Consider the following 20921-nt stretch of genomic DNA (forward strand, 5'->3'; position numbering starts at 1 on the left):
CCTCAACGGCGACCTCGACCGCCTGCCGCTACTGACTTGGATCATGTTCCTCATAGTCCTCGACGACCTTGAGCAACAGCGCGAGGCGGAAGCCGCGCTCTCCGGCAATAAGTTCAAGGCCGCCATCGAGGCCCCGTATCGCTGGCGGGATTGGGCCGCCGACCTGCAGGGCATCACGGGCGATGAACTGCTTTCCTTCATCAATTCCGACGAAGCTGTACGTGCCGATGGGACGAAAGGCGCCGGCCTGTTCGCTTACCTGCGTTCGCTCTCAAGCTCCAACGGCGACAACCGCCGCGACGTGATCGCCACGGTGTTCAAGGGCGTCGATAACCGCATGAAGAGCGGTTATCTGCTCCGCGACATCATCAACAAGGTTGGCGGGATTCACTTCACGTCGTCGGACGAGCTTCACACCCTCGGCGCGCTCTATGAATCCATGCTCCGCGAAATGCGCGACGCGGCGGGCGATTCCGGCGAGTTCTACACGCCCCGCGCCGTCGTCCGCTTCATGGTGGAAGTCACCGATCCTCGCCTTGGCGAGACCGTCCTTGATCCGGCCAGCGGCACCGGCGGGTTTCTAGTGGAAGCCTACAACCACCTTGCGAAACAGGTGAAGACCGTCGCCGACCGCAAGCGTCTGCAAGATGACACCATCGCCGGCTGCGAACCCAAGTCCCTGCCTTATCTGCTGTGCCAGATGAACCTGCTGCTGCACGGCCTGGACGCTCCGCAGATCGACCCCGATAACGCCCTGCGCTCCAAACTCTCGGAAATCGGCGAGAAAGAGCGCGTCGACGTGATTCTCACCAACCCGCCCTTTGGCGGGGAGGAGGAAAGGGGCATCCAGGGCAACTTCCCGGAAGACCGCCAGACAGCGGAAACCGCGCTGCTGTTCCTGCAACTCATCATGCGAAAGCTCAGACGCCATCCCACATTGGCGGGCCGCCCGGCGCGAGCTGCCGTCGTTGTGCCCGATGGAACGCTGTTCGGCGACGGCGTATGCGCCCGCATCAAGGAGGAGCTTCTTAAGGAGTTCAACCTTCATACCGTCGTGCGGCTGCCCAATGGCGTTTTCTCGCCCTACACGGGCATCCCGACCAACATCCTGTTCTTCGACCGCTCCGGCCCGACGAAAGAGGTCTGGTATTACGAGCAACCACTGCCCGAGGGCCGCAAGAATTACACCAAGACCCAGCCCATGCAGTTCGACGAGTTGGGAGGCTGCATGGCGTGGTGGGCAAAGCGCGAGGAGAGCAATCAGGCGTGGAAGGTGCCGGTCGGAGAATTACTGGATGCGGGCTGCAATCTTGACCGCAAGAACCCACGCGCCAAGGTGGACTTCGAGCATCTACCGCCGGAGCAGCTTGCCGATGACATCTTGAAGAAAGAACTGCGGATCGCCGACCTGATGCGGGAGATCAAGGCGGCGTTGGGGTTGCCCGCATGACGGCAATCTGGCCCAAGGCACCTATGGGTGAAATTGCCCCGCTGGTGAGACGCCCCGTTTTCACCAGGGCCGAGGAGCTGTATCGTGAAATTGGCATACGCTCCTTCGGAAAAGGTGTCTTCCACAAAGCACCGGTCACCGGGCTCGACATTGGCGGCAAGCGCGTCTTCACAGTGGAACCGGACGACCTGCTTTTCAATATCGTCTTCGCGTGGGAGGGGGCTGTCGCCGTCGCCACCGAAGCCGAACGCGGGATGATTGGCTCGCATAGGTTTCTTACCTGTGTCACCGACAAGTCGAAGGCCGATGCTCGGTTCCTTAACTACTGGTTCGCGCGGGCAGAGGGGCGCGACCAGCTTCTCCGGGCGTCGCCAGGAGGTGCCGGTCGCAATCGGACTCTTGGCGTGGAAAAGCTTGCGGCCATCCACGTTCCCCTGCCGCCGCTCGACGAGCAGCGCCGCATCGTCGCGCGCATCGAAGACTTGGCTGCGAAGGTGGAGGAAGCGGGTAAGGCGCGGTCCTCTGCGTTGGGCGAGCTTGCCGCACTGAGCGTCAAGTCGAGGGATGCCATCCTGGGCTTGGTGGCTCCGAGCGGAACACTCGGCGACGTACTCCAAGGGGCGCCTCGAAACGGTTGGTCCCCTGTTTGCGACAACGACGACAACGGGACTCCTGTGCTCACGCTCTCTGCGGTCACTGGCTGGCGCTTCAACGCGAATGCGTACAAGCGAACATCCTTCCCGACTCGCGCCGACGCGCATTATTGGGCGACCGAAGGGGACCTGCTGATAACGAGGAGCAACACCCCCGAACTTGTCGGTCATGCTGCCATCCACTCCGGCAGTCCCGTCCACTGCATCTACCCCGACCTGATGATGAAGCTGAGGCTCGATAAGAGCCGCACCGACACTCGGTTCGTCTGGTACTGGCTTCAATCAACGGTGGTTCGCGACCACATCAAACGGTTCGCCAAGGGCACAAGCCCGACAATGAAAAAGATTTCGCAGTCCATCGTCGGGGCCATTCCGTTCCCTGTACATCTCTCCATTGACCAACAAACAGATATCGTCGCAAAGCTCCGCACCTTCCAAGAAAAGCTCGACGCAGTGCGCGTGCTCCAAATCGAAACCGCCACCGAGTTGGACGCCATGCTTCCCGCCATTCTCGACAAAGCGTTTAAGGGGGAGTTGTCATGACCTTTTTCGCCATCAGAGGAAGCCGACAGCTAACGTCCGAGGAGTTCCTGGCCCATCTCGCGCTTGCAATCAGGCTGGAAAACGTCGGCGTCCTGCTTGGTGCCGGAGCCTCCAAAGGCGTCGGCGGCATGGTGATGGCGGACGTATGGGCGCTCCTCACCAGCGAATACGACGAACAAGTCCAGTTCCTTCGGGACAACAAGTTTCTTCCCGACGGCGAGCAGGGCAACGTTGAATTATTGCTAGACCGGCTGGAAATCGCCTGTCTGGACGGTGAACGGGTTGGCGCTGACTTGACCAAGCTAAAGACGGCGCGGCACGCCTTGCGAAAAGCCGTGCTGCGGGCAGCCATTCTTGATGAAAAGCTCTGGTGGGATCCAGATCAGGCGATCTTGCATCCCAAGCTATCCAGCCATATCAGGCTTGTGTCGCGCCTTGCAGGTAACCGGCAACCTGGACAGGCCGCGCCATGGGCATTCACGACCAACTACGACCTTGCGCTGGAATGGTCGGCCGAGGCGCTGGGCCTCCATTGCGTCAACGGCTTTTCGGGAACACACGGCCGCACTTTTCGCCCCAGTAGCTTTGACCTTGGCCTTCGCAACGTGCAAGCGCGCGGCGAAGCCCGCTTCGGCACCTACAACCTCTACCTTGGAAAATTGCACGGCTCGATATCGTGGACGGCAAGCAAGTCTGGCAGCGTCTGCGAATTGCCGAGCGCAAGCGTGAAGCCGTTGGTGGACCAGTTTATAGCCTCTGACAAACCCGATGATTGGCCGGGCTTCATGATCTTCCCCGGCGCATCGAAATTCATTCAGACCACCGCGTTCGTATATGGCGAGGTCATTCGCCGTTTTACCGAATTTCTCTCGCGCCCAAACGCCTGCCTTATCGTCAACGGCTACGGCTTCACAGACGATCATATCAATCGACTTGTCGTTTCAGCGCTACAGAATCCGACTTTGCAACTCATCATCTACCTTCCCGAGATTGATCGGATGGGCATATACGGCACTCTCGCCGCGACGGGCGGTGCGATCAGACCCAATGAGCAGCTTAAGCGCCTGCTTTTGGCACAACTTCCGCAGGTGACGGTGCGCGGCTTCGGAGCCGGAGGATTCTTTGACGCGCTGGCGAACGACCTACCCGAGCCGGCCATGCTGGACGAGGTTTCGGAACGCGCACGCCAGTTTGAATCGTTGCTCAGGCAGGCCACGAACATTCAGGTATCGAAGAAAACCGAGACCACAGACGGGGATGAGGGGGAGCCAGTCAGCGCCGCCCTCGAAGCTCCGCCAGGTGATGGTTTCGAAGGTGTGCTTGGATGAGCTCTCGCCGCCCAATTGGATATGTGGTCGAGATCGACGGGCCGCAGCTTCTGGTCAATCTGCTTGAAGAGTCCCGTGGTCACGTCGCCGGACATCGCGACGGTTTATCGACGGTGGAGCAGCCAGGCGATCTGGTTGGTATCGACGCGGGGGCCGAAACGATCATCCTTCGGATCATGACGGTTGCGTTCGCCGAGCCGCGCGAAGTTCATGCCGCGGGGCGCGGGCGATTCCCGACTGTCCAACAAGAGCCGCTACGCCAGCTTCGCGGTCGAGTTGTTGGCTTTCTGGCCAAGCGCGAGGGCAAACTCATTTTTTCACCGCAGGAATGGCGGCTGCCCGTTCTCGGAGCTAGCGTCTATCCGCTCTCCGACATCGAAACTGTGGCGACCATCGGCGCGACCGGCATCGAGGCAGAGCAGATTAGGCTGGGCGCCGACTCGCGGAACGGAGCCGTAGAGGTCTGCGCCAACATCGACCAAGTGCTTGGCCGTCACATGGCGATCCTTGGCTCGACGGGCCAGGGTAAAACGCACTTTGTCGCAGCGGTGCTGCAACAGCTTGTGTGTTTGCCTAAGTCCCGCATCGTCGTTTTCGACGTGAACGGCGAATATGCTTCAGCATTCGCGTATCTGGGCCAGCGCGTGAAGATCACAAAGCTCGGTAGCCCTGATGGTGGGCTTCGGATTCCCTATTACGCTCTTGGTCGGCACGGCCTTTCGCGGTTGCTTATACCAAGTGAGAAAGCGCAGATGCCGACGTTGCGCTTCGCGATTGAGCATCTATCTTTCGTGGAAGCCGACGCCCACGGTGCAAAGTTGGTCGGCGGTCAGGCCAACGTCTTTTTTGACGACTGTCACACCGGCAATGCCGCGCACGCCAATCAGGCGATGGCCGCGCTGAGGACGGGAACAGCACCCCCCGCGAACGTCTGGCCTCATATGCGCGCTCTATCCTGCCTTGCCACAGAGTGGTACGTGCTTTCACCCGGCCGGAATGGCATAGAGCGAAATGCTTTTCAGTATGGTCACATCCAGTCGATGATAAACCGCATACGCGGCTTGATCGAAGATCCGCAATTCACCTCGGTTGTGGAGGTCGCCGGCGGCGCAGGATTGGCGCACCCCTTGAGCATGGAGTCCGAATGCGCCGCGCTCGTTCGGGAAGTTTTTGGCCCGCCTATCTTCGGCCAGAACGATTGGTCGGTTCACGTTGTTGACCTTAGCCGCTTGACCCAAGACCTCATGCCGTTTGTCCTTGGCTCCCTTCTAGAGATGTTTGCCGCCGAGATTTTCAAACGCGGCCCCGGCAATACCCATCCAACCATGCTGGCCTTGGAGGAAGCGCATCACTACCTGCGGCAGTTACCCGGTGAGTCCGATGGTTGACAACAGGCGCTCGCCTATGAGCGCCTTGCAAAAGAGGGACGGAAGTTCGGCCTGTCCCTGCTGATCAGCACTCAACGGCCCTCCGAGGTGTCCCCAACCGTGCTTTCTCAGTGCGGCACGTGGGCCGTGTTTCGTCTTAATAATGAGGCCGACCAGCGAGCAGTTGCGTCGGCGGCGGAAACGGCGGGAGTGAACGTATCGCGCCAACTTGCCGGACTTGGGCGCGGCGAAGCGATCATTTTTGGGGCAGCCTTACCTGTTCCAACAAGGATGTCGGTTAGCAGACCTAACCCTGAGCCGGACTCGAAAGACCCCCCGTTCTTACAAAAGTGGTCGACCTAAATCGTCGGGCCTCCCAGCGAAATGCGACGGGCGGGATGTATTCAGCGAAATGGGTAAGAGGTCGCCGAGGCTGAGCCATACATTTGGCAATGGATCGTAACGGCCACACGACTTCGAGGCCCTTCCCGGGCGCGGACAACCTCCGTCGGTCGGGTAAAGTAGCTGCGAGTCAGGGCGAGGCTTGGAGTGGGTTAGGAAGCACTATCCAAAGCGCGGGGGGGGGGGCCATCAGTTTTCGCCCTGAGCCGTTGACAAGATTGCTGGAGGAGGCAGGACTCGATCTGCGAAGCTCTGAGGCGGGCGATTTACATTCAGAAGCATCGCTGAAAACGACCATAGTCGCGCCGTTTCCCAGCGATCATGGCCAAACCATAAATTGATGGGACTTAGGGTGGGACTTTGCGAAGAGTCTATCCGGGCAACGACGCCGGCATCTTTCTCAATATGTTGATTTCATTGGTACAGTTGGGTGGGCTCGAACCACCGACCTCCTGTTCCACAGACAGGCGCTCTAACCAACTGAGCTACAACTGCATCCGGCGCGGCCGTCGGCCGCGAACGGGCGGAAACTAGGTGCAACGCCGCGCTTTGGCAAGGCCGGGATCGGCTCTCCGACCAATGTCGAGGGCGGCTATCGACAAAAAAGCCCGGGACGTGTCCCGGGCTTTCGAAATCAACCGAACCGGAGCGGCCTCAGCCGGCGGTGGTGAAGATCTTCGAGGCGTTCGCCTTGATCGGCTCAACCGTTTCAGCCGCAACCTTCTGCGACAGCTCGGTGAGTTCCTTGGTCTGCGACGTCAGGACCTCGACCTGCTTCTTGGCGTGCGAGGTCCACATTTCCAGCACTTCCGGCAGGGTCTTGGCGCCGATCAGGCTGTGGGCGAAATCGAAGCTGGCGCTGGTGTTGGTCTTCACGAAGTCGAAAACCTTGGCCGAATAATCGGTCGCGCCCTTGCTGGCCGACGAGAATACGGCCTCGATGGTGCCGTTGTTGCTCTCGGCAACGTCACGCAGCTTGCTGTAGCTTTCGCGGGCCTGGGACACGCCCTTCTCGGCGAAAGCACGAACCTGCTCGGGAAGCTGGAACGGGATAACAGTGGAGAACGGATCGCTCGAATCGGCCATGTAACGTCCTTCCTGGGAGAGTAAAATGGTAACGCCCGCGCAATGGCCAACTAAAAACGGGGCCGTCTGGCGGGCCTCAACCGAATGACCCCTTTCGGTCATCCTTTAGTGCATATCGTAACACAGAATTTGTGCAATGCAACATAAACTTGCACTGCACTGCCACATTGTGCGTCAAATAGGTCGCCAACATGGCAATCAGATACCGGCGACCAACCAACGTCATCGCGGAAGCGCAAACTCCCGTCAGCTTTTCCGCCCCGGATAACAACCGTGGGGAGTTGTGCTCGCGGACGGTGCGGTCGATCAGACCTTGGGCTTCGCCGCATCCTGCGCGGCCTTGGCGACCGCCTGTCCCAGCTCGGTGGCCTGTTCGGCCAAAGCCTTCATCTGCGCCTGGACGTATTCGCTGTGGAGCTTCAGCACGTCGCTGAGATCCTTGGCGTGCACCAGTTGCTGGGCATAATCCAGCGCCGCAGTAACGTTGCGCTCGGCGAAACCGACCGCCTTGGTGGTGATGTCCTTGGCGTTCGCACGGACGGTGGCGCCGCGATCCTCGATCGTCGTCGCGGTCTGCTGGGCGCTCGAAAGCATGTGCTCAAAGGCTTTGCGGGCCTGATCGAAGCTGGCCTCCGCGATGGACCGCACCTCTTTGGGAATTTCGAACCGGTCGCGCCCATCCTGATCCATGGTCCACTCCTGTTACGCAGGGTCCGCTCCGCGGCCCTGTCCGAGCCTGTCGCCAACTTAACGCTCTCTCGCATCAGCCGTGTGACCGGCTTGCGATGCGTCATCGTGACCGAACGAAGAAATTTTGCAACCTTACAACGCCAAGTACCCTTTCAACGCGTACGAGCACGACAAAGTTCTGCGGCTGCAATGGCCGAATTAAGGTTATCGGCGCTTAGCTTGGGACAGCGCGCCGGCAAGCGTGGACCTGACGGCGGTCGAAAGCGATAATGAATTGTTAAGGTTCTTTGCTGGCGGCAGCCCTTGCTGCGGGAAGCGCGAACCAGACGGGAACTGCCGCGCGGGCACCGATGACCAGTTGGGATTTTCAGTTGCGAGGGGTGGACGATCCCCGACTTGCGGCGCACGCGATCCGTGCGCTTCCGGTCTGGCTGTGGTCGGTGGACGGCACCCATGTGCTCTGGGCCAACCCTGTCGCGGCGCGGCTGTTCGGCGCCGAGAATGCCAAAGCCCTCACCGCGCGGCGGTTTGGTCCCGCGGATCCGCACCGACGCCTGGTGGCCCAGCTCGCCGGACGGCTCCCCCCGGACGGCGCGACACGGTTGGAGCGGCTGCGCGGCTTCGGCGCCCTCCTCGGCTCGCTGGTTACCTGCGCCTGTACCCGGTTCGAATGCGCGGATGGGACGGCCGGTGTGCTGATCGCCGCGGTCGAACCGATTGGCGCCCCGATGCCCCTCATCGACCGGCTTCGCGGCCTGGTGGAGGGCATCGAAACGCCGATCGCCGCATTTGCAAGCGACGGCCTGTTCGTCGGCGCCAGCGAGGCCGCACGAACGCTGCTGGGCTTCCGAAATCTCGGCGAAGCCGGTCTCGACCAGGCGCGCGCCGAAGCCCTGCAGCACGGCCGGGCCGAGACACCGGTCGGAATCGGCCGCATGGTTCTGCAACGTGTCGGCAGCGGCCGCGATGTCGGACTGGTCGCCCTGCTCGAACCGAACCCGCCTGCCGTGGTGGAGCGTGAGCCCGACCTGGCCGAAACACCTTCCGCGCCAGCGCTCCGCGCCCTGCCGGCGCCCGATATGCCTCCGGCCCAGCCGACCACTGAAGCTGCCGAAGCGGATGTCCCAGTCGCGCGCGACGCTGCTGTCGATGCAACACTTGCAGACTATGAGTCGCTCGAGACGCTCACCGAAGCGCCTGCGGAATTCAGCCTGCTGGGCGAAAGCATCGCGCCCGAACCGGCCGCGCCGCCATCCGAGGTGCAGCCGGCTGAACCATCCGCACCAGCCTCGAGCGAGCACAACCCCGCACCCGAGTCCGCAGCCGACGAGCCATCGCCATTCGTGGCGCTTGTCGCCGACGAACCTGCAACAGAAGTCGAGACACCGGCTGCCACCCCGTTGCAGGACGAGGCAAAGCCCGAGACCATCGATACCATCGACCCCGAACTATCATCCGCAGAGCCGATTTCGACCGAAGCGGAATCGCTCAAGCCCGTAACTGCAGAGCACGAGGCGCTTGGGCATCAGCCCCTTACAGAACAGGCTGATACGGTCACAGACCCGCCTCAGGCAGCAGAGGCTGAGCCGATCGCGGAACAGCCCCCGACAACAAAGCCCGAGCCTGCGCAGCTGGAGCCATTACCGCCGCGTCGGCACCCGCTGCGGTTCGTTTGGGAACTCGATCAGGCTGAACGCTTCGCCGTCACGTCCGACGATTTCGTTCATCTGCTCGGCGCTCACACTGCGGCGGTCTTCGGTCAGCCCTGGCCGGAGATTCGCGCGGCGCTCGATCTCGATCCCGACAATCGCTTTGCAGAGGCCATCGCGGGACGTCACACCTGGAGCGGTGTGACGCTGCACTGGCCAGCCGACGACACCAGCCTGCGGCTGCCGGTAGAGATGTCCGGCCTGCCGGTGCAGGACCGTGAGGGCGCCTTCGTCGGCTTTCGCGGCTTTGGCGTCTGCCGCGACCTCGAAGCGCTCAACCAGCTCGCGGCTTTGCGACACCACGGCGCGGACGAACATCCACCGCGGTCGCTGTCGGCCGACTTCACGCCGCTCCCTGCTTCTCCCGGCAACGCGGGCGACCAGCCCGATCAGCCGATTACTACTCACGACCAAGAGACGGATCATATCGTGGAACCCCCGAGAAACGTTCTTCCCTTCCGGCCCGTCCACGACGCCCGATCACCGGGACTGACGCCGGTGGAGAACAACGCCTTCAACGAACTGGCGCGTCAGTTGTCGGAACGGCTCGAAGCCGAAGCCGCCGCGGCCGAGCGGCTGCTCAGCCAGGCGTCGAACGACGACATACCGGAAGCAGCCTCGGACAACGGAGCGCCGACCGAAGCGCAGGCCGCAGAGGTCGCAAGCGATACGCCCGTCTCCCAGCCATCGGCATCGCCACAGGCCGACTGGCTCGCGCCGCTGGCGACGCCGGCGGCGGGCGAGAGCACGCGCGATCGCATGCTGATGGATCTGATCCCGGTCGGTGTCCTGATCTATCGGCTCGATCGCCTGCTCTATGCCAATGCCGCATTCCTGCAGCGGACCGGCTTCGCGAGCCTCGCCGCGCTTGACGAGGCAGGCGGCCTTGACGCGCTGTATGTCGAAGAAGGCGCGAACGGCTCCAGCAGCACGTCCGAAAGCGGCGCGCCGATTACCGTGTCGAGCGAACACGCTGCCCCGACCGCGGGCCGGCTGCATACCATCACCTGGGACGGCGAACAGGCGCTGGCTCTGATCTTCTCCGCCGACGTTGCCGATGCGGCACCGACCGCGCCCGACACCTACGCGCCCGACCTCGCTTCGGACGCCGGCCATGCCGACGCCGAAGAACTCGGCGCGATCCTCGACACCACCGCCGAGGGCATACTGATGTTCGACGCGGACGGCCGGATCAGTGCGTGTAACCGCAGCGCCGAGGCACTGTTCGGCTATGATGGCGCGGAGCTGGTGCAGCACTCGCTCGTCGATCTGTTCGCCCCGGAGAGCAGCGGTCCCGTGCGCGATTACTTCGCGAGCGTGCGATCCGGCAGCGCCGAGAGCCTGCTCGACCACGGCCTCGAAGCGCTGGGCCAAGTGCGCGAAGGTGGGCTGTTTCCGCTGACCATGACGATCGGCCGCACGCGACCCGATGGCCTCAATTACTTCGCCGTGTTCCGCGACCTGTCGCAGGCGCGCCGGATCGAAACCGAGCTCAGTCAAGTCCGCAAACTCGCCGAGCGCGCCGCCGGCGCCAAGGCAGATGTCCTGGCACGCCTCAGCCACGAGATCCGCACACCGCTCAATGCCATCATCGGCTTCGCCGAGGTGATGATCGAGGAGCGCTTCGGTCCACTCGGCAACGAGCGTTACGGCGACTATCTGAAGGATATCCGGGCCTCCGGCGAGCGCGTGATCGGCATCGTCGGCGACCTGCTGGACCTGTCGCAAATCGAAACCGGCAAGCTCGAACTCGATTTCACCAGTCAGAACCTCAACGAGCTGGTGGAGCAATGCGTGGCGGTGATGCAGCCGCGCGCCAATCGCGAGCGCATCATCATCCGCACCTCGCTGGCGCACGCGCTGCCGACGGTGGTGGCCGATGCGCAGGCGCTGCGTCAAATCCTGATGCACCTGATCGGCACCTCGATCCATCTCGCCAATGCAGGCGGCCAGGTGATCGTTTCGACCGCGCTGAGTGATTTCGGCGAGGTGGTGCTGCGTGTGCGCGACACCGGTCACCGCCTCAACGAGGATGAGCTGGCAGCCGCGCTGCAGCCGTTCAGTACGCCAGCGCCGAGCGACCGCTCCGAAGCGGCCGGCGTCAGCCTTTCGCTGACCAAGGCCTTGGTCGAAGCCAATCGCGCCCAGTTCCACATCAAGAGCGCGCCTCAATCCGGCACGCTGATCGAAGTGGTGTTTTCACACACGCCAGCGGGGGTGTGAGCAGACGGCCGGCGAAGCAGCTGCGCAAGACGGACAGGTCGAAGGCGTCATCCGACCATCGAGCTCCCTCGTCGGGCAGTGAAGAGCGTCGGCGGATGGCCCCTCGCTCATTCGACCGACGGACTATTCTTCTTGCTCCGACCTTCAATCGCGATTTAGTTAGCGCCCGGTCCATCACCCCGAGAGATCGCATGGCGACGGTCGACACATCCCTCGTTGCGAAGCTGCCGCTGTTTGCCGGATTTGCGCCGGAGGAGCTCGACGCCATTCTCCAGGAAGCGCGGTCGATCCGGGTTCCCAAGAACGGCAAAGTGTTCGAGCAGGGCGAGGACGCGCATTCGTTCTTCGTGCTGCTGCACGGCCATGTGCGCGCCAGCAAAGTGACGCCGGCGGGCGAACAGGTCGTGGTGCGCTACGTGTCGCCCGGCGAAACACTAGGCGTGGCGATGGCGATCGGGCTGCAACGCTATCCGGCGACGGCGACCGCCGTGGACGACAGCATCGTACTGGCGTGGCCGACCGCGGCCTGGCCGCGGCTGGTGGAGCGCTATCCGTCGCTCGCCACCAATACGCTGCGCACAGTCGGCGGCCGGCTTCAGGAAACCCATTCGCGGGTGATCGAGATGTCGACCCAGCAGGTCGAGCAGCGCGTCGCTCATGCCCTGCTGCGGCTCGCCAAGCAGAGCGGCCGCAAGGTCGAGAACGGCGTGCAGATCGATTTTCCAATCAGCCGGCAAGACATCGCGCAAATGACCGGCACCACGCTGCACACCGTCAGTCGCCTGCTGTCCGGCTGGGAGCAGCGCGGACTGATCGAGAGCGGCCGGCAAAAGATCGTGCTGCGCGAACCGCATCAGCTCGTGGTGCTGGCCGAACAGGCCCCCGAGGGCAAAGAGCCCTGATCGACGGCACGCACCACCACGGCGCGTAGCGCTGCGAGGAACGTCGCCTCTTCGATGCCGTGCTCGTGGCAGGAATCCGCGACGGTGTGAAACGTCGCGATGGGGCAGCCGACGCAGGCCAGCTTGAAATCCAGAAAGGTCCGGATCGTCGCCGGCCAATCGCGCATCACGTCTTCGACGACACTGGTGCGGTGAATGAGCATGGTCCTCTCCATGCCGCCAACATGCCCGCCCCGCGTGCACGATCGTTGTGCCGCGACAACGTTCCGGACGGATCGCGGACCGGACCATCGCGATCGCCTCATCCGACGAAGTACGGATGGAGCGCTCCCCCGAGGTGGCCGGTAATCACCGCCAAGCTTGTGCTGGAACAAACAGACGCGCCGCGGCGAGCGCATCCTCGTGTGCGTCGAATTCAGGTCCACACGCAAGGATGACGACCATGATGACCCGTAGAGACACGCTGCTGGGAGCCGCCGTCGCCGCTCTGGTGCTGAGCGCACCGGCGGTGTCGCTCGCCGCCGACGACATCTCCAAGCTACCGCGCCAGAGCGTCGAGCTGGTTGCGCCGCCTTTCGTGCATGCGCATCAGCAAGCCACCAAGGACGCCCCCAAAGTGATCGAATTCAAGATGGTCGTGCAGGAAAAGGAGATGGTGATCGACGAGGACGGCACCAAATTCCAGGCGATGACCTTCAATGGCTCGATGCCCGGCCCGCTGATGGTGGTGCACCAGGGCGACTATGTCGAACTGACCCTGGTCAATCCAGCCAGCAACACCATGCCGCACAATATCGACTTCCACGCCGCGACCGGCGCGCTCGGCGGCGGCGCGCTGACGCTGATCAACCCCGGCGAACAGGTGGTGCTGCGCTTCAAGGCCGACCGCTCCGGCGTATTCGTGTATCACTGCGCCCCCGGCGGCGCGATGATCCCGTGGCACGTCGTCTCCGGCATGAACGGCGCCATCATGGTGCTGCCGCGCGACGGCCTCAAGGACGGCGCCGGCAAGCCGCTGCACTACGACCGCATCTATTACATCGGCGAGCAGGATCTCTACGTGCCGCAGGACGAGAAGGGCAAGTACAAGACCTACGGCTCGCCCGCCGAAGCCTATGTCGACACCCGCGAGGTGATGCGCAAGCTGACCCCGACCCATGTCGTCTTCAACGGCAAGGTCGGCGCATTGACCGGCAAGGACGCGATGACCGCCAAGGTCGGCGAGACCGTGCTGATCGTGCATTCGCAGGCCAACCGTGACACCCGCCCACATCTGATCGGCGGTCATGGTGACTACGTCTGGGAAACCGGCAAATTCTCCAACGCGCCCGAGACCAACCTGGAAACCTGGTTCATCCGCGGCGGCTCGGCCGGTGCTGCGCTCTACACCTTCAAGCAGCCGGGCGTGTACGCTTATCTCAACCACAATCTGATCGAAGGCGTCGAACTCGGCGCCACCGCGCACTTCAAGGTCGAGGGCAAGTGGAACGACGACCTGATGACCCAGGTCAAGGCGCCCGCGCCGATCCCGACCAACTAACCACCTCCGCGCGCCAAAGAGGCCCGCGTCCGCGCGGGCCTCATCCCCTTCGTCGTTTAGACCCTCCCCGCGTCATTGCGAGGAGCGAAGCGACGAAGCAATCCAGATCAGGGCCCGGCTCTGGATTGCTTCGCTTCGCTGGCAATAACGGAGCGAAGCTTCGGACACGCCCCGCAGATCAACTTCAAGTTGCCGCCATGCTGCTCGCCTTCAAATTGAAGATCGCCATCGCTGTCGCCACTGGCTTCGTCACGCCGCTCGCGGTGACGCCGTTCCTGGTGGAGCCCGCTCATCTCGACCACGCACTGGAGTCGCGGCAAGCGATCGTCGAGGTCGCGCCGGGGACGATGTCGTATCGTTTGCCCGGCGAATTCACCCGGGACGGCAAGCAGATCGAGGCGCCACGGGTCGAACTGCGCATCGATCGGCCGCTGGCGCTAATGCTGCATCAGGTCAGCGCGGCGGACTACCAGTTCTGCGTCGATGAAGGTGCCTGCCACGCGACGCCGGCGGGGATCACGGTGCGGACCGATCGGCCGGCCGTGCAGGTGTCATGGCAGGACGCCAGCGACTACGCGGCTTGGCTTTCCGCCCGGACCGGCGCGCAATACCGCCTGCCCACCGACGCCGAATGGGCTTATGCGGCGGCCAGTCGTTTCAAGGACGACGGGCTCGCCGCCGACAGCGACGATCCATCCGTGCGCTGGATCGCCCGCTACGAACGCGAAGCACAGATCGACAAGTCTGCCAGCGCGTTGCGCGGCTTCGGCGGCTTCGGCGCCAACGAGCGCGGCCTACTGGATCTTGCCGGCAACGTCTGGGAATGGACCGCAACCTGCTTCGCACGCACCGCGCTCGACGCCGCCGGCCACACCGTGACACAGACTTCGAACTGCGGCGTGCGCATCGCCGAAGGCCAGCACCGCGCCTATGTGTCGGACTTCGTCCGCGACGCCAAGGCAGGCGGCTGCTCGGCAGGCCTGCCGCCGACGCATCTCGGCTTTCGCCTGGTGCGCGAGCCCGACGATGTCCTAGCCGGGTTGCGTGCGCGGCTGAAATCGACGCTGGCGCGCACCACGCTGTGAGCTGCGTCGGCGCGCCGCAGCCGACATTGACCGCGGTCAATCTGCTCCGGCGCACGAGCTTCTAGCCTCTCCGCGCGTCCGCCGTGGCTCCCCGCCTGCGCGGCACGACGCCTGAACCGGCCGCCCGGCCGGCAGCGGAGTTGCGCCGTGAATGCTCCCGATCTGACCCGTCCGCCGCTGACGATCCGCCGGATCAGCCTCGACACCGGCCGCGAGAACGTCGCGGTGATCTCGCGGCGCTCGCGCGCGCTGCACGCCGAGGTGTTTCGCGGCTTCAGCCGGGTCGAATTGCGCATCGGCGACAAGGTGCTGCTGGCGACGCTGATGATCACCGATGACGACGCGGTGATCGGTCCCGGCGAACTCGGCCTGTCCGAACCCGCCTTCCGCCGTTTCAACGAGCCGGTAGGACAAGCCGTCTCGGTCGCGCCGGCGCCGCCGCCCGCCAGCATGGATGCGGTGCGCGGAAAGATCCAGGGCCGCAAGCTGAACGAAGCCGAGATCGCCGCGATCATCGACGACATCGCGCACTTCCGTTACTCCGACATGGAAATCGCCGCTTTCCTGATCAGCGCCGCGCGATTCACATCGACGGACGAACTGCTGTCGCTGGTGAAGGCGATGGCTTCGGTCGGTACCCGGCTGCGCTGGGACCGGCCGATCGTCGCCGACAAGCATTGCATCGGCGGCATCCCCGGCAATCGCACCACCATGATCGTGGTGCCGATCGTCGCCGCGCACGGGCTGCTGGTGCCGAAGACCTCGTCACGCGCTATCACGTCGCCGGCCGGCACGGCCGACACCATGGAAGTACTCGCGCGCGTCGATCTCGACGTCGCGCAGATGACGCGCGTGGTCAACACCTGCGGCGGGTGTCTGGTCTGGGGTGGCCACGTCAATCTGTCGCCGGCCGACGACATCCTGATCTCTGTCGAGCGCCCACTCAGCCTCGACACGCCCGAGCAGATGGTCGCTTCGATCATGTCGAAGAAGCTTGCGGCCGGCTCGACGCATCTGCTCATCGACTTTCCGGTCGGCCCCAGCGCCAAAGTGGCCAGCGCCAACGAGGCGATGCGGCTTCGCAAGCTGTTCGAATTCGTCGGCGATCAGTTCGGCATTGCGGTCGAAGTGGTGACCACCGACGGCCGACAGCCGATCGGCCGCGGCATCGGCCCGGTGCTGGAGGCGCGCGACGTGATGGCGGTGCTCGGCAACGAACCGGGCGCGCCGGCCGACTTACGTGAAAAGTCGCTGCGGCTCGCCGCTCATCTGCTGGAATACGACCCGAAGCTGCGCGGCGGCGCCGGCTATGCGCGCGCCCGCGAGCTGCTCGACAGCGGCGCGGCACTGAAGAAGATGCAGCAGATCATCGACGCGCAGGGGCCTTCGACCTGCCGCGCCGAATTCGGCGAGCACGCCGCCGACGTACTGGCCCCGAATAACGGTGTCGTCAGCGCGATCGACTGCCTGCGGATCAATCGTCTCGCCCGCACCGCCGGCGCGCCGCTGGCCAAGGGCGCCGGCATCGATCTGTTCAAGAAGATCGGTGACCGCGCCGAAAAGGGCGAAGCGATCTACCGGATCTACGCGGCCGAACGGTCCGAATTCGACCTGGCGGTGGCAGCCGCTCAGGCGGACTCCGGATACATTATCAATCATCACACACCGTCCGCCGTGGAGCTGGTGTCGTGAGCGCCGGCGCGATTCAGTGCCTCGCGGCTGCGCGCGGCGATGCCGAGCGGCTTGGTGCGCGCCTCGGCATTCCCGTGCATACGATCGCCCAGCATCGCTTTCCGGATGGCGAGATCGCCGTCACGGTCGGCCCGGCGGCCGCGACTACGATCCTCTACGTGCCGCTCGACGAGCCCAACGACAAGCTCGTCACCATCCTGTTCGCCGCCGAGGCGCTGCGCCGCGGCGGCTGCGAACGGCTGGTGCTGCTGGCGCCGTATCTTTGTTACATGCGCCAGGACATCGCATTTCATCCCGGCGATGCGATCAGCCAGAAGGCCATGGGCAAACTGCTGGCCTCGCTGGTCGATCGTGTCATCACCGTCGATGCGCACCTGCATCGCACCGCCAGTCTCGGCGATGTGTTTCCGGGCATTGAGGCCGACGACCTGTCGGCGATGCCGGCGATCGCGGCCTCACTCCGCGCGCATCCGCTTGATCCGGACACCGTGGTCGTCGGTCCCGATGCGGAGTCGCAGCAATGGGTCGATGCGCTGGCCAGGCTGATCGACCGCCGCTCCATGGTCGCCCGCAAAATCCGCCGCGGTGATCGCTCGGTCGAAATCAGCTTCGATGATCCGTCATTGATCGCGGGCCGTCCGGCGCTGCTGGTCGACGACATCGTCTCCTCCGGCGGCACACTGATCGCCTGCAGCAAGGCGCTGCACGCCGCCGGAGCCTCCTGGGTGGACGCGGTGATCACCCATGCGCTTTTTCCGGCCACGATGTCTCGTGAATTGGCCTTTGCCGGTCTGCGCAGCATCCGCTCGACCCATACGGTGCCGCATTTCACCAACAGCATCGTGCTGGACGATCTGTTCGCCGACGCGCTCGCCCGGGAAATCAGCCGAGGTAAGGAGACCCGCGCATGACCGTCACCGTTCGGATCTGCGGCGCTGCGCGCACCGTCACCGGCTCCTGCTATCTGATCGAAACCAAGGACAAGCGCCTGCTGATCGACTGCGGCCTATTCCAGGGACAGAAGACACTGAAGGAGCTGAACTACAGCGACTTTCCGTTCCGTCCCTCGGCAATCGCCGCGGTGCTGCTCACGCATGCGCATATCGATCATTGCGGCCTGCTGCCAAAGCTGGTGCGGGGCGGCTTCGACGGCCCGATCTTCGCCACTCGCGGCACCATCGATTTGTGTTCCTACATGCTGCCCGATGCCGGCAGCATCCAGGAATCCGAAGTGATGATGCTGAACCGCCGCAACGCCGCGCGCGGCAAGCCGGAAGTCAGCCCGATCTACACCCAGGCCGACGCGATCGCAACGCTGTCGTCGTTCCGCCCCGTGGACTACGAAACCTGGACGAATGTGGTGCCGGGCATCCGCGCGCGCTACTGGAATGCCGGACACCTGCTCGGCTCGGCTTCGATCGAGGTCGAGATCGCCGGCGAAGGCCGGTCGTCCTCGGCGCTGCGGCTGTTGTTCTCCGGCGACATCGGTCCCGACGGGAAGCTGCTGCAGCCCGATCCGGAAGCGCCGTCGCATTTCGACTACGTGTTCTGCGAGTCGACCTATGGGGCGCGGGTGCGCGAGCCGACGTCGCCGCAGCTTCGTCATGAGCGCCTGGCCACCGAAGTCAACGCCGCCGCAGCCGCACGGGGCGCGCTGGTGATCCCGGCCTTTGCGGTGGAGCGCACCCAGGAGCTGATTGTCGACCTGATCGACCTGATGGAGAAAAGCGCGATTCCCTCGGCGCCGATCTTTCTCGACTCGCCGCTGGCGATCCGCGCCACTGAAGTGTTTCGCCGCCATGCCGCGGATCTCGACGAGGATGTCGACGTCGAACGTTTGCTCAGTTCGCCGCATCTGCGCTTCACCGAAACGGTGGACGAGAGCAAGGCGATCGCCAAGCTCGCCGGCTTTCACATCATCATCGCCGCCAGCGGCATGTGCGACGCCGGGCGCATCCGCCATCATCTCAAGCGCTGGCTGTGCCGCGACAGCGGCACGGTTCTGCTGGTCGGCTATCAGGCGCCCGGCACGCTCGGCCGCTTCCTCGAAGATGGCGCGCATTCGGTGCGGATCATGGGCGACGAGATCCGCGTCAAGGCGAAGATCCGCCGTATCGACGATTACTCCGGTCATGCCGATGCCGGCGAATTAGTCCGCTGGATCGCCGAACGGCGGCCGATCGACCGCGGGCTGTTTCTCACGCACGGCGAAGAAGCCTCGATGACGGCGTTGGCCGAACGGCTTCGCGACGTCGTCCCCGCGGCGAAAATCTTCCAGCCGGTGCTCGACGATATCTACGAACTCACCAGCGCCGTGCCGACGTCGCTCGACGGCAAGCATCGCCGCCGGCTCGAGCCGGAGTCGGTCGTGCAACTCGATTGGCACAACGATATGTCGAAGCTGCTGCTCGATATCAACGAGCGGATCGAGGCCGCAGCGGACGCGCGCGCGCGCGGCGTGATCATCCGGCGGCTGCGCCGTGCGCTCGAAGAGAACGGACATACCTTGCAATCCGGTCGAGAGCGGTAGCCGGAAACGGGGTTAACAAGATTTAGGGTGGAAAGGCGCGATTCGCTTGCAACATTCGCATTTGCCTTCCCCCGCAGACTGTGTGCTAGACTATCTCGCAGACGCGAGATGCGGGGGGCGCTATGGTCGCGAACTATCATGTCGCTGTCGGCGATCAGAATGCACTCGGGCAATATCTGGTCGATCGCACTGTCAGCGCTGACAAGCGTCCGCACCTGCGGATCGCCTGTATCCATTGCGGCGAAGAATATCTCGCCGCCGACGTCAATTTCCACAATTGCAAGTGCCCGTCCTGCCAGAGCGGCGACGGCACGCGGCTGTTCTAAGCGGCTGCCGGCCGGACCGCCGCTGATCCGACCGGCACGCAGCCAACCTCCTCATCGCAAAGCTGGAATCACTCTAATCGCGACATTCCGTCGCTGCTCGGTCGCGCCGCCCTGAGCTACTGACACGGGTCCCGCCAGACCCTTCAGGAGCCAGCCGCATGAGCCGCCTTCGCGCCGCAGCCCTCGCCCTTGCCATTGTCGTTCTGCCGATGCAGGCGGGCGCTGCCGAGCAGGTCAATGTCTACACCTATCGCGAAACCAAGCTGGTGCAGCCGCTGTTCGAGGCCTTCACCAAGGACACCGGCATCGCCGTCAACGTGATCTCGGCGAGTTCCGGGCTGGAGCAGCGGATCAAGGCGGAGGGCGACAAGAGCCCGGCCGACGTGGTGCTGACTGTGGATATCGGCCGGATCGACGAGGCGGTGCAGGCCGGCATCACCCAGCCGATCGGCTCCGCGGTAATCGACGGGACGGTTCCGCCGCGCTACCGCGACCCCAACGGCCACTGGGCCGGCATCTCGATGCGCGCGCGGGTGATCTACGCCTCCAAGGACCGCGTCAAGCAGGACGCGATTACTTATGAGGAACTGGCCGACCCGAAATGGAAAGGCAAGATCTGCATCCGCTCCGGCCAGCACATCTATAACAACGCGCTGTTCGCCGCTTACGTCGCCAAGCACGGCGAGGCGAAAGCCGAAGAATGGCTGCGCGGGCTGAAGGCCAATCTGGCGCAGAAGCCCTCGGGCGGCGATCGCGAGACCGCACGCGACGTCGCAGCCGGCAAATGCGATATCGGCATCGGCAACACCTATTACTGGGCGCTGATGATGAACAACGATCCCGACAAGAAGCCGTGGGCGGAAGCCACCAAGGTGATCCTGCCGACCTTCGAAGGCGGCGGCACCCACGTCAATCTGTCCGGCGTGCTGCTCGCCAAGCACGCGCCCAACAAGGCCAACGGCATCAAGCTGATCGAATGGCTCGCCGGCGAAAAGGCGCAGCAGATTTACGCCGACGCCAACTACGAATACCCGATCCGTCCCGGCGTGCCGCTCAACCCGACCATCGCCGGCTACGGCAAATTGACCGCGGACTCGCTGCCGATCGCCCAGATCGCCGCCCAGCGCAAAACCGCCTCGACGCTGGTCGACAAGGTCGGGTTCGACAACTGACGATGAGCAGGACGCGCCCCTTGTCCCTCTCCCCTTGTGGGAGAGGGTGGCTCGAATGAGCGAAGCGAGTTCGAGACGGATGAGGGGGCGGGACGAGGAGCGGCGGCAAGCCCCCTCACCCGCCCTCGCTGCGCTCGGGCACCATCTCCCACAAGGGGAGAGGGAAGCGGGCGGCCCTGCCGTTCTCCTTCATCGTCGCGCTGCTCGCCGTGCATCATCCCGC

Annotated in this window: 16 protein-coding genes and 1 tRNA gene; 13 read left to right on the top strand and 4 right to left on the bottom strand. The window is 63.8% G+C overall.

The genetic code is table 11. From position 1 onward, the window contains the following. The 4 genes from ACOJTD_RS23165 to ACOJTD_RS23180 form a co-directional block, all read left to right on the top strand. On the top strand, positions 1 to 1450 hold a 1450-nt coding region (locus ACOJTD_RS23165; protein WP_420135196.1), incomplete at its 5' end, for an N-6 DNA methylase. Next, the gene (locus ACOJTD_RS23170) at positions 1447 to 2646 is read left to right on the top strand and encodes a hypothetical protein (RefSeq protein ID WP_420135197.1); all 1200 of its coding nucleotides are present in this window, start codon (positions 1447 to 1449) and stop codon (positions 2644 to 2646) included. The genes ACOJTD_RS23165 and ACOJTD_RS23170, both read left to right, overlap by 4 nt. Then, the gene (locus ACOJTD_RS23175; protein WP_420135198.1) at positions 2643 to 3974 is read left to right on the top strand and encodes an SIR2 family anti-phage-associated protein; all 1332 of its coding nucleotides are present in this window, start codon (positions 2643 to 2645) and stop codon (positions 3972 to 3974) included. Before ACOJTD_RS23170 ends, ACOJTD_RS23175 begins: the two co-directional genes overlap by 4 nt. Further along, a complete protein-coding gene (locus ACOJTD_RS23180; RefSeq protein ID WP_420135199.1) occupies positions 3971 to 5362 on the top strand; it encodes an ATP-binding protein in 1392 nt (463 codons plus the stop codon). Before ACOJTD_RS23175 ends, ACOJTD_RS23180 begins: the two co-directional genes overlap by 4 nt. A gap of 799 nt (positions 5363 to 6161) precedes the next feature. Here ACOJTD_RS23180 and ACOJTD_RS23185 read toward each other — a convergent pair. The 3 genes from ACOJTD_RS23185 to ACOJTD_RS23195 all read right to left on the bottom strand — a co-directional run bounded on the left by ACOJTD_RS23185 (position 6162) and on the right by ACOJTD_RS23195 (position 7519). Beyond that, positions 6162 to 6238, bottom strand: a tRNA-His gene (locus ACOJTD_RS23185). A gap of 159 nt (positions 6239 to 6397) precedes the next feature. Continuing rightward, the gene (locus ACOJTD_RS23190; RefSeq protein WP_420135200.1) at positions 6398 to 6829 is read right to left on the bottom strand and encodes a phasin; all 432 of its coding nucleotides are present in this window, start codon (positions 6827 to 6829) and stop codon (positions 6398 to 6400) included. Between the two features lie 306 nt (positions 6830 to 7135). Further along, positions 7136 to 7519, bottom strand: coding sequence for a phasin (locus tag ACOJTD_RS23195; protein WP_420135201.1), 384 nt, complete (start codon positions 7517 to 7519; stop codon positions 7136 to 7138). Between the two features lie 350 nt (positions 7520 to 7869). Between ACOJTD_RS23195 and ACOJTD_RS23200 the strand changes: the two genes are divergently transcribed. After that, complete coding sequence (locus tag ACOJTD_RS23200) at positions 7870 to 11451, top strand: PAS domain-containing protein (protein ID WP_420135224.1); 3582 nt, start codon at positions 7870 to 7872, stop codon at positions 11449 to 11451. A gap of 191 nt (positions 11452 to 11642) precedes the next feature. Continuing rightward, positions 11643 to 12353 (top strand): Crp/Fnr family transcriptional regulator, encoded by a 711-nt coding sequence (locus ACOJTD_RS23205; protein WP_420135202.1) that lies wholly within the window; start codon positions 11643 to 11645, stop codon positions 12351 to 12353. Here ACOJTD_RS23205 and ACOJTD_RS23210 read toward each other — a convergent pair. Further along, positions 12305 to 12556, bottom strand: coding sequence for a DUF1858 domain-containing protein (locus ACOJTD_RS23210; protein ID WP_420135203.1), 252 nt, complete (start codon positions 12554 to 12556; stop codon positions 12305 to 12307). The genes ACOJTD_RS23205 and ACOJTD_RS23210 overlap by 49 nt on opposite strands. Positions 12557 to 12795: 239 nt before the next feature. Between ACOJTD_RS23210 and nirK the strand changes: the two genes are divergently transcribed. The 7 genes from nirK to ACOJTD_RS23245 all read left to right on the top strand — a co-directional run bounded on the left by nirK (position 12796) and on the right by ACOJTD_RS23245 (position 20698). Next, complete coding sequence (gene nirK, locus ACOJTD_RS23215) at positions 12796 to 13893, top strand: copper-containing nitrite reductase (protein WP_420135204.1); 1098 nt, start codon at positions 12796 to 12798, stop codon at positions 13891 to 13893. 197 nt (positions 13894 to 14090) lie between these two features. Further along, positions 14091 to 14978: a formylglycine-generating enzyme family protein gene (locus tag ACOJTD_RS23220; RefSeq protein WP_420135205.1), complete on the top strand. Its 888-nt coding sequence runs from the start codon at positions 14091 to 14093 to the stop codon at positions 14976 to 14978. 147 nt (positions 14979 to 15125) lie between these two features. Continuing rightward, complete coding sequence (locus ACOJTD_RS23225; RefSeq protein ID WP_420135206.1) at positions 15126 to 16670, top strand: thymidine phosphorylase family protein; 1545 nt, start codon at positions 15126 to 15128, stop codon at positions 16668 to 16670. Further along, positions 16667 to 17581 carry a ribose-phosphate pyrophosphokinase gene (locus ACOJTD_RS23230; RefSeq protein WP_420135207.1) on the top strand — a complete coding sequence of 305 codons (915 nt, stop codon included), beginning with the start codon at positions 16667 to 16669 and terminating at the stop codon, positions 17579 to 17581. The genes ACOJTD_RS23225 and ACOJTD_RS23230 overlap by 4 nt, the downstream gene beginning before the upstream one ends. After that, a complete protein-coding gene (locus ACOJTD_RS23235) occupies positions 17578 to 19200 on the top strand; it encodes an MBL fold metallo-hydrolase (RefSeq protein WP_420135208.1) in 1623 nt (540 codons plus the stop codon). Before ACOJTD_RS23230 ends, ACOJTD_RS23235 begins: the two co-directional genes overlap by 4 nt. 122 nt (positions 19201 to 19322) lie before the next feature. Next, the gene (locus tag ACOJTD_RS23240; RefSeq protein ID WP_420135209.1) at positions 19323 to 19526 is read left to right on the top strand and encodes a hypothetical protein; all 204 of its coding nucleotides are present in this window, start codon (positions 19323 to 19325) and stop codon (positions 19524 to 19526) included. 158 nt (positions 19527 to 19684) lie between these two features. Continuing rightward, positions 19685 to 20698: a Fe(3+) ABC transporter substrate-binding protein gene (locus ACOJTD_RS23245; RefSeq protein WP_420135210.1), complete on the top strand. Its 1014-nt coding sequence runs from the start codon at positions 19685 to 19687 to the stop codon at positions 20696 to 20698. The last annotated feature ends 223 nt before the right edge of the window (positions 20699 to 20921 follow it).

The organism is Rhodopseudomonas sp. (assembly GCF_048594845.1).
Taxonomy (GTDB): domain Bacteria; phylum Pseudomonadota; class Alphaproteobacteria; order Rhizobiales; family Xanthobacteraceae; genus Rhodopseudomonas.

Excerpts from the sequence above, each read along its gene's own strand:
- ACOJTD_RS23170 (WP_420135197.1), top strand. The coding sequence starts at position 1,447 with ATGACGGCAATCTGGCCCAAGGCACCTATGGGTGAAATTGCCCCGCTG.
- ACOJTD_RS23175 (WP_420135198.1), top strand. The coding sequence starts at position 2,643 with ATGACCTTTTTCGCCATCAGAGGAAGCCGACAGCTAACGTCCGAGGAG.
- ACOJTD_RS23180 (WP_420135199.1), top strand. The coding sequence starts at position 3,971 with ATGAGCTCTCGCCGCCCAATTGGATATGTGGTCGAGATCGACGGGCCG.
- ACOJTD_RS23190 (WP_420135200.1), bottom strand. The coding sequence starts at position 6,829 with ATGGCCGATTCGAGCGATCCGTTCTCCACTGTTATCCCGTTCCAGCTT.
- ACOJTD_RS23195 (WP_420135201.1), bottom strand. The coding sequence starts at position 7,519 with ATGGATCAGGATGGGCGCGACCGGTTCGAAATTCCCAAAGAGGTGCGG.
- ACOJTD_RS23200 (WP_420135224.1), top strand. The coding sequence starts at position 7,870 with ATGACCAGTTGGGATTTTCAGTTGCGAGGGGTGGACGATCCCCGACTT.
- ACOJTD_RS23205 (WP_420135202.1), top strand. The coding sequence starts at position 11,643 with ATGGCGACGGTCGACACATCCCTCGTTGCGAAGCTGCCGCTGTTTGCC.
- ACOJTD_RS23210 (WP_420135203.1), bottom strand. The coding sequence starts at position 12,556 with ATGCTCATTCACCGCACCAGTGTCGTCGAAGACGTGATGCGCGATTGG.
- nirK (WP_420135204.1), top strand. The coding sequence starts at position 12,796 with ATGATGACCCGTAGAGACACGCTGCTGGGAGCCGCCGTCGCCGCTCTG.
- ACOJTD_RS23220 (WP_420135205.1), top strand. The coding sequence starts at position 14,091 with ATGCTGCTCGCCTTCAAATTGAAGATCGCCATCGCTGTCGCCACTGGC.
- ACOJTD_RS23235 (WP_420135208.1), top strand. The coding sequence starts at position 17,578 with ATGACCGTCACCGTTCGGATCTGCGGCGCTGCGCGCACCGTCACCGGC.
- ACOJTD_RS23240 (WP_420135209.1), top strand. The coding sequence starts at position 19,323 with ATGGTCGCGAACTATCATGTCGCTGTCGGCGATCAGAATGCACTCGGG.
- ACOJTD_RS23245 (WP_420135210.1), top strand. The coding sequence starts at position 19,685 with ATGAGCCGCCTTCGCGCCGCAGCCCTCGCCCTTGCCATTGTCGTTCTG.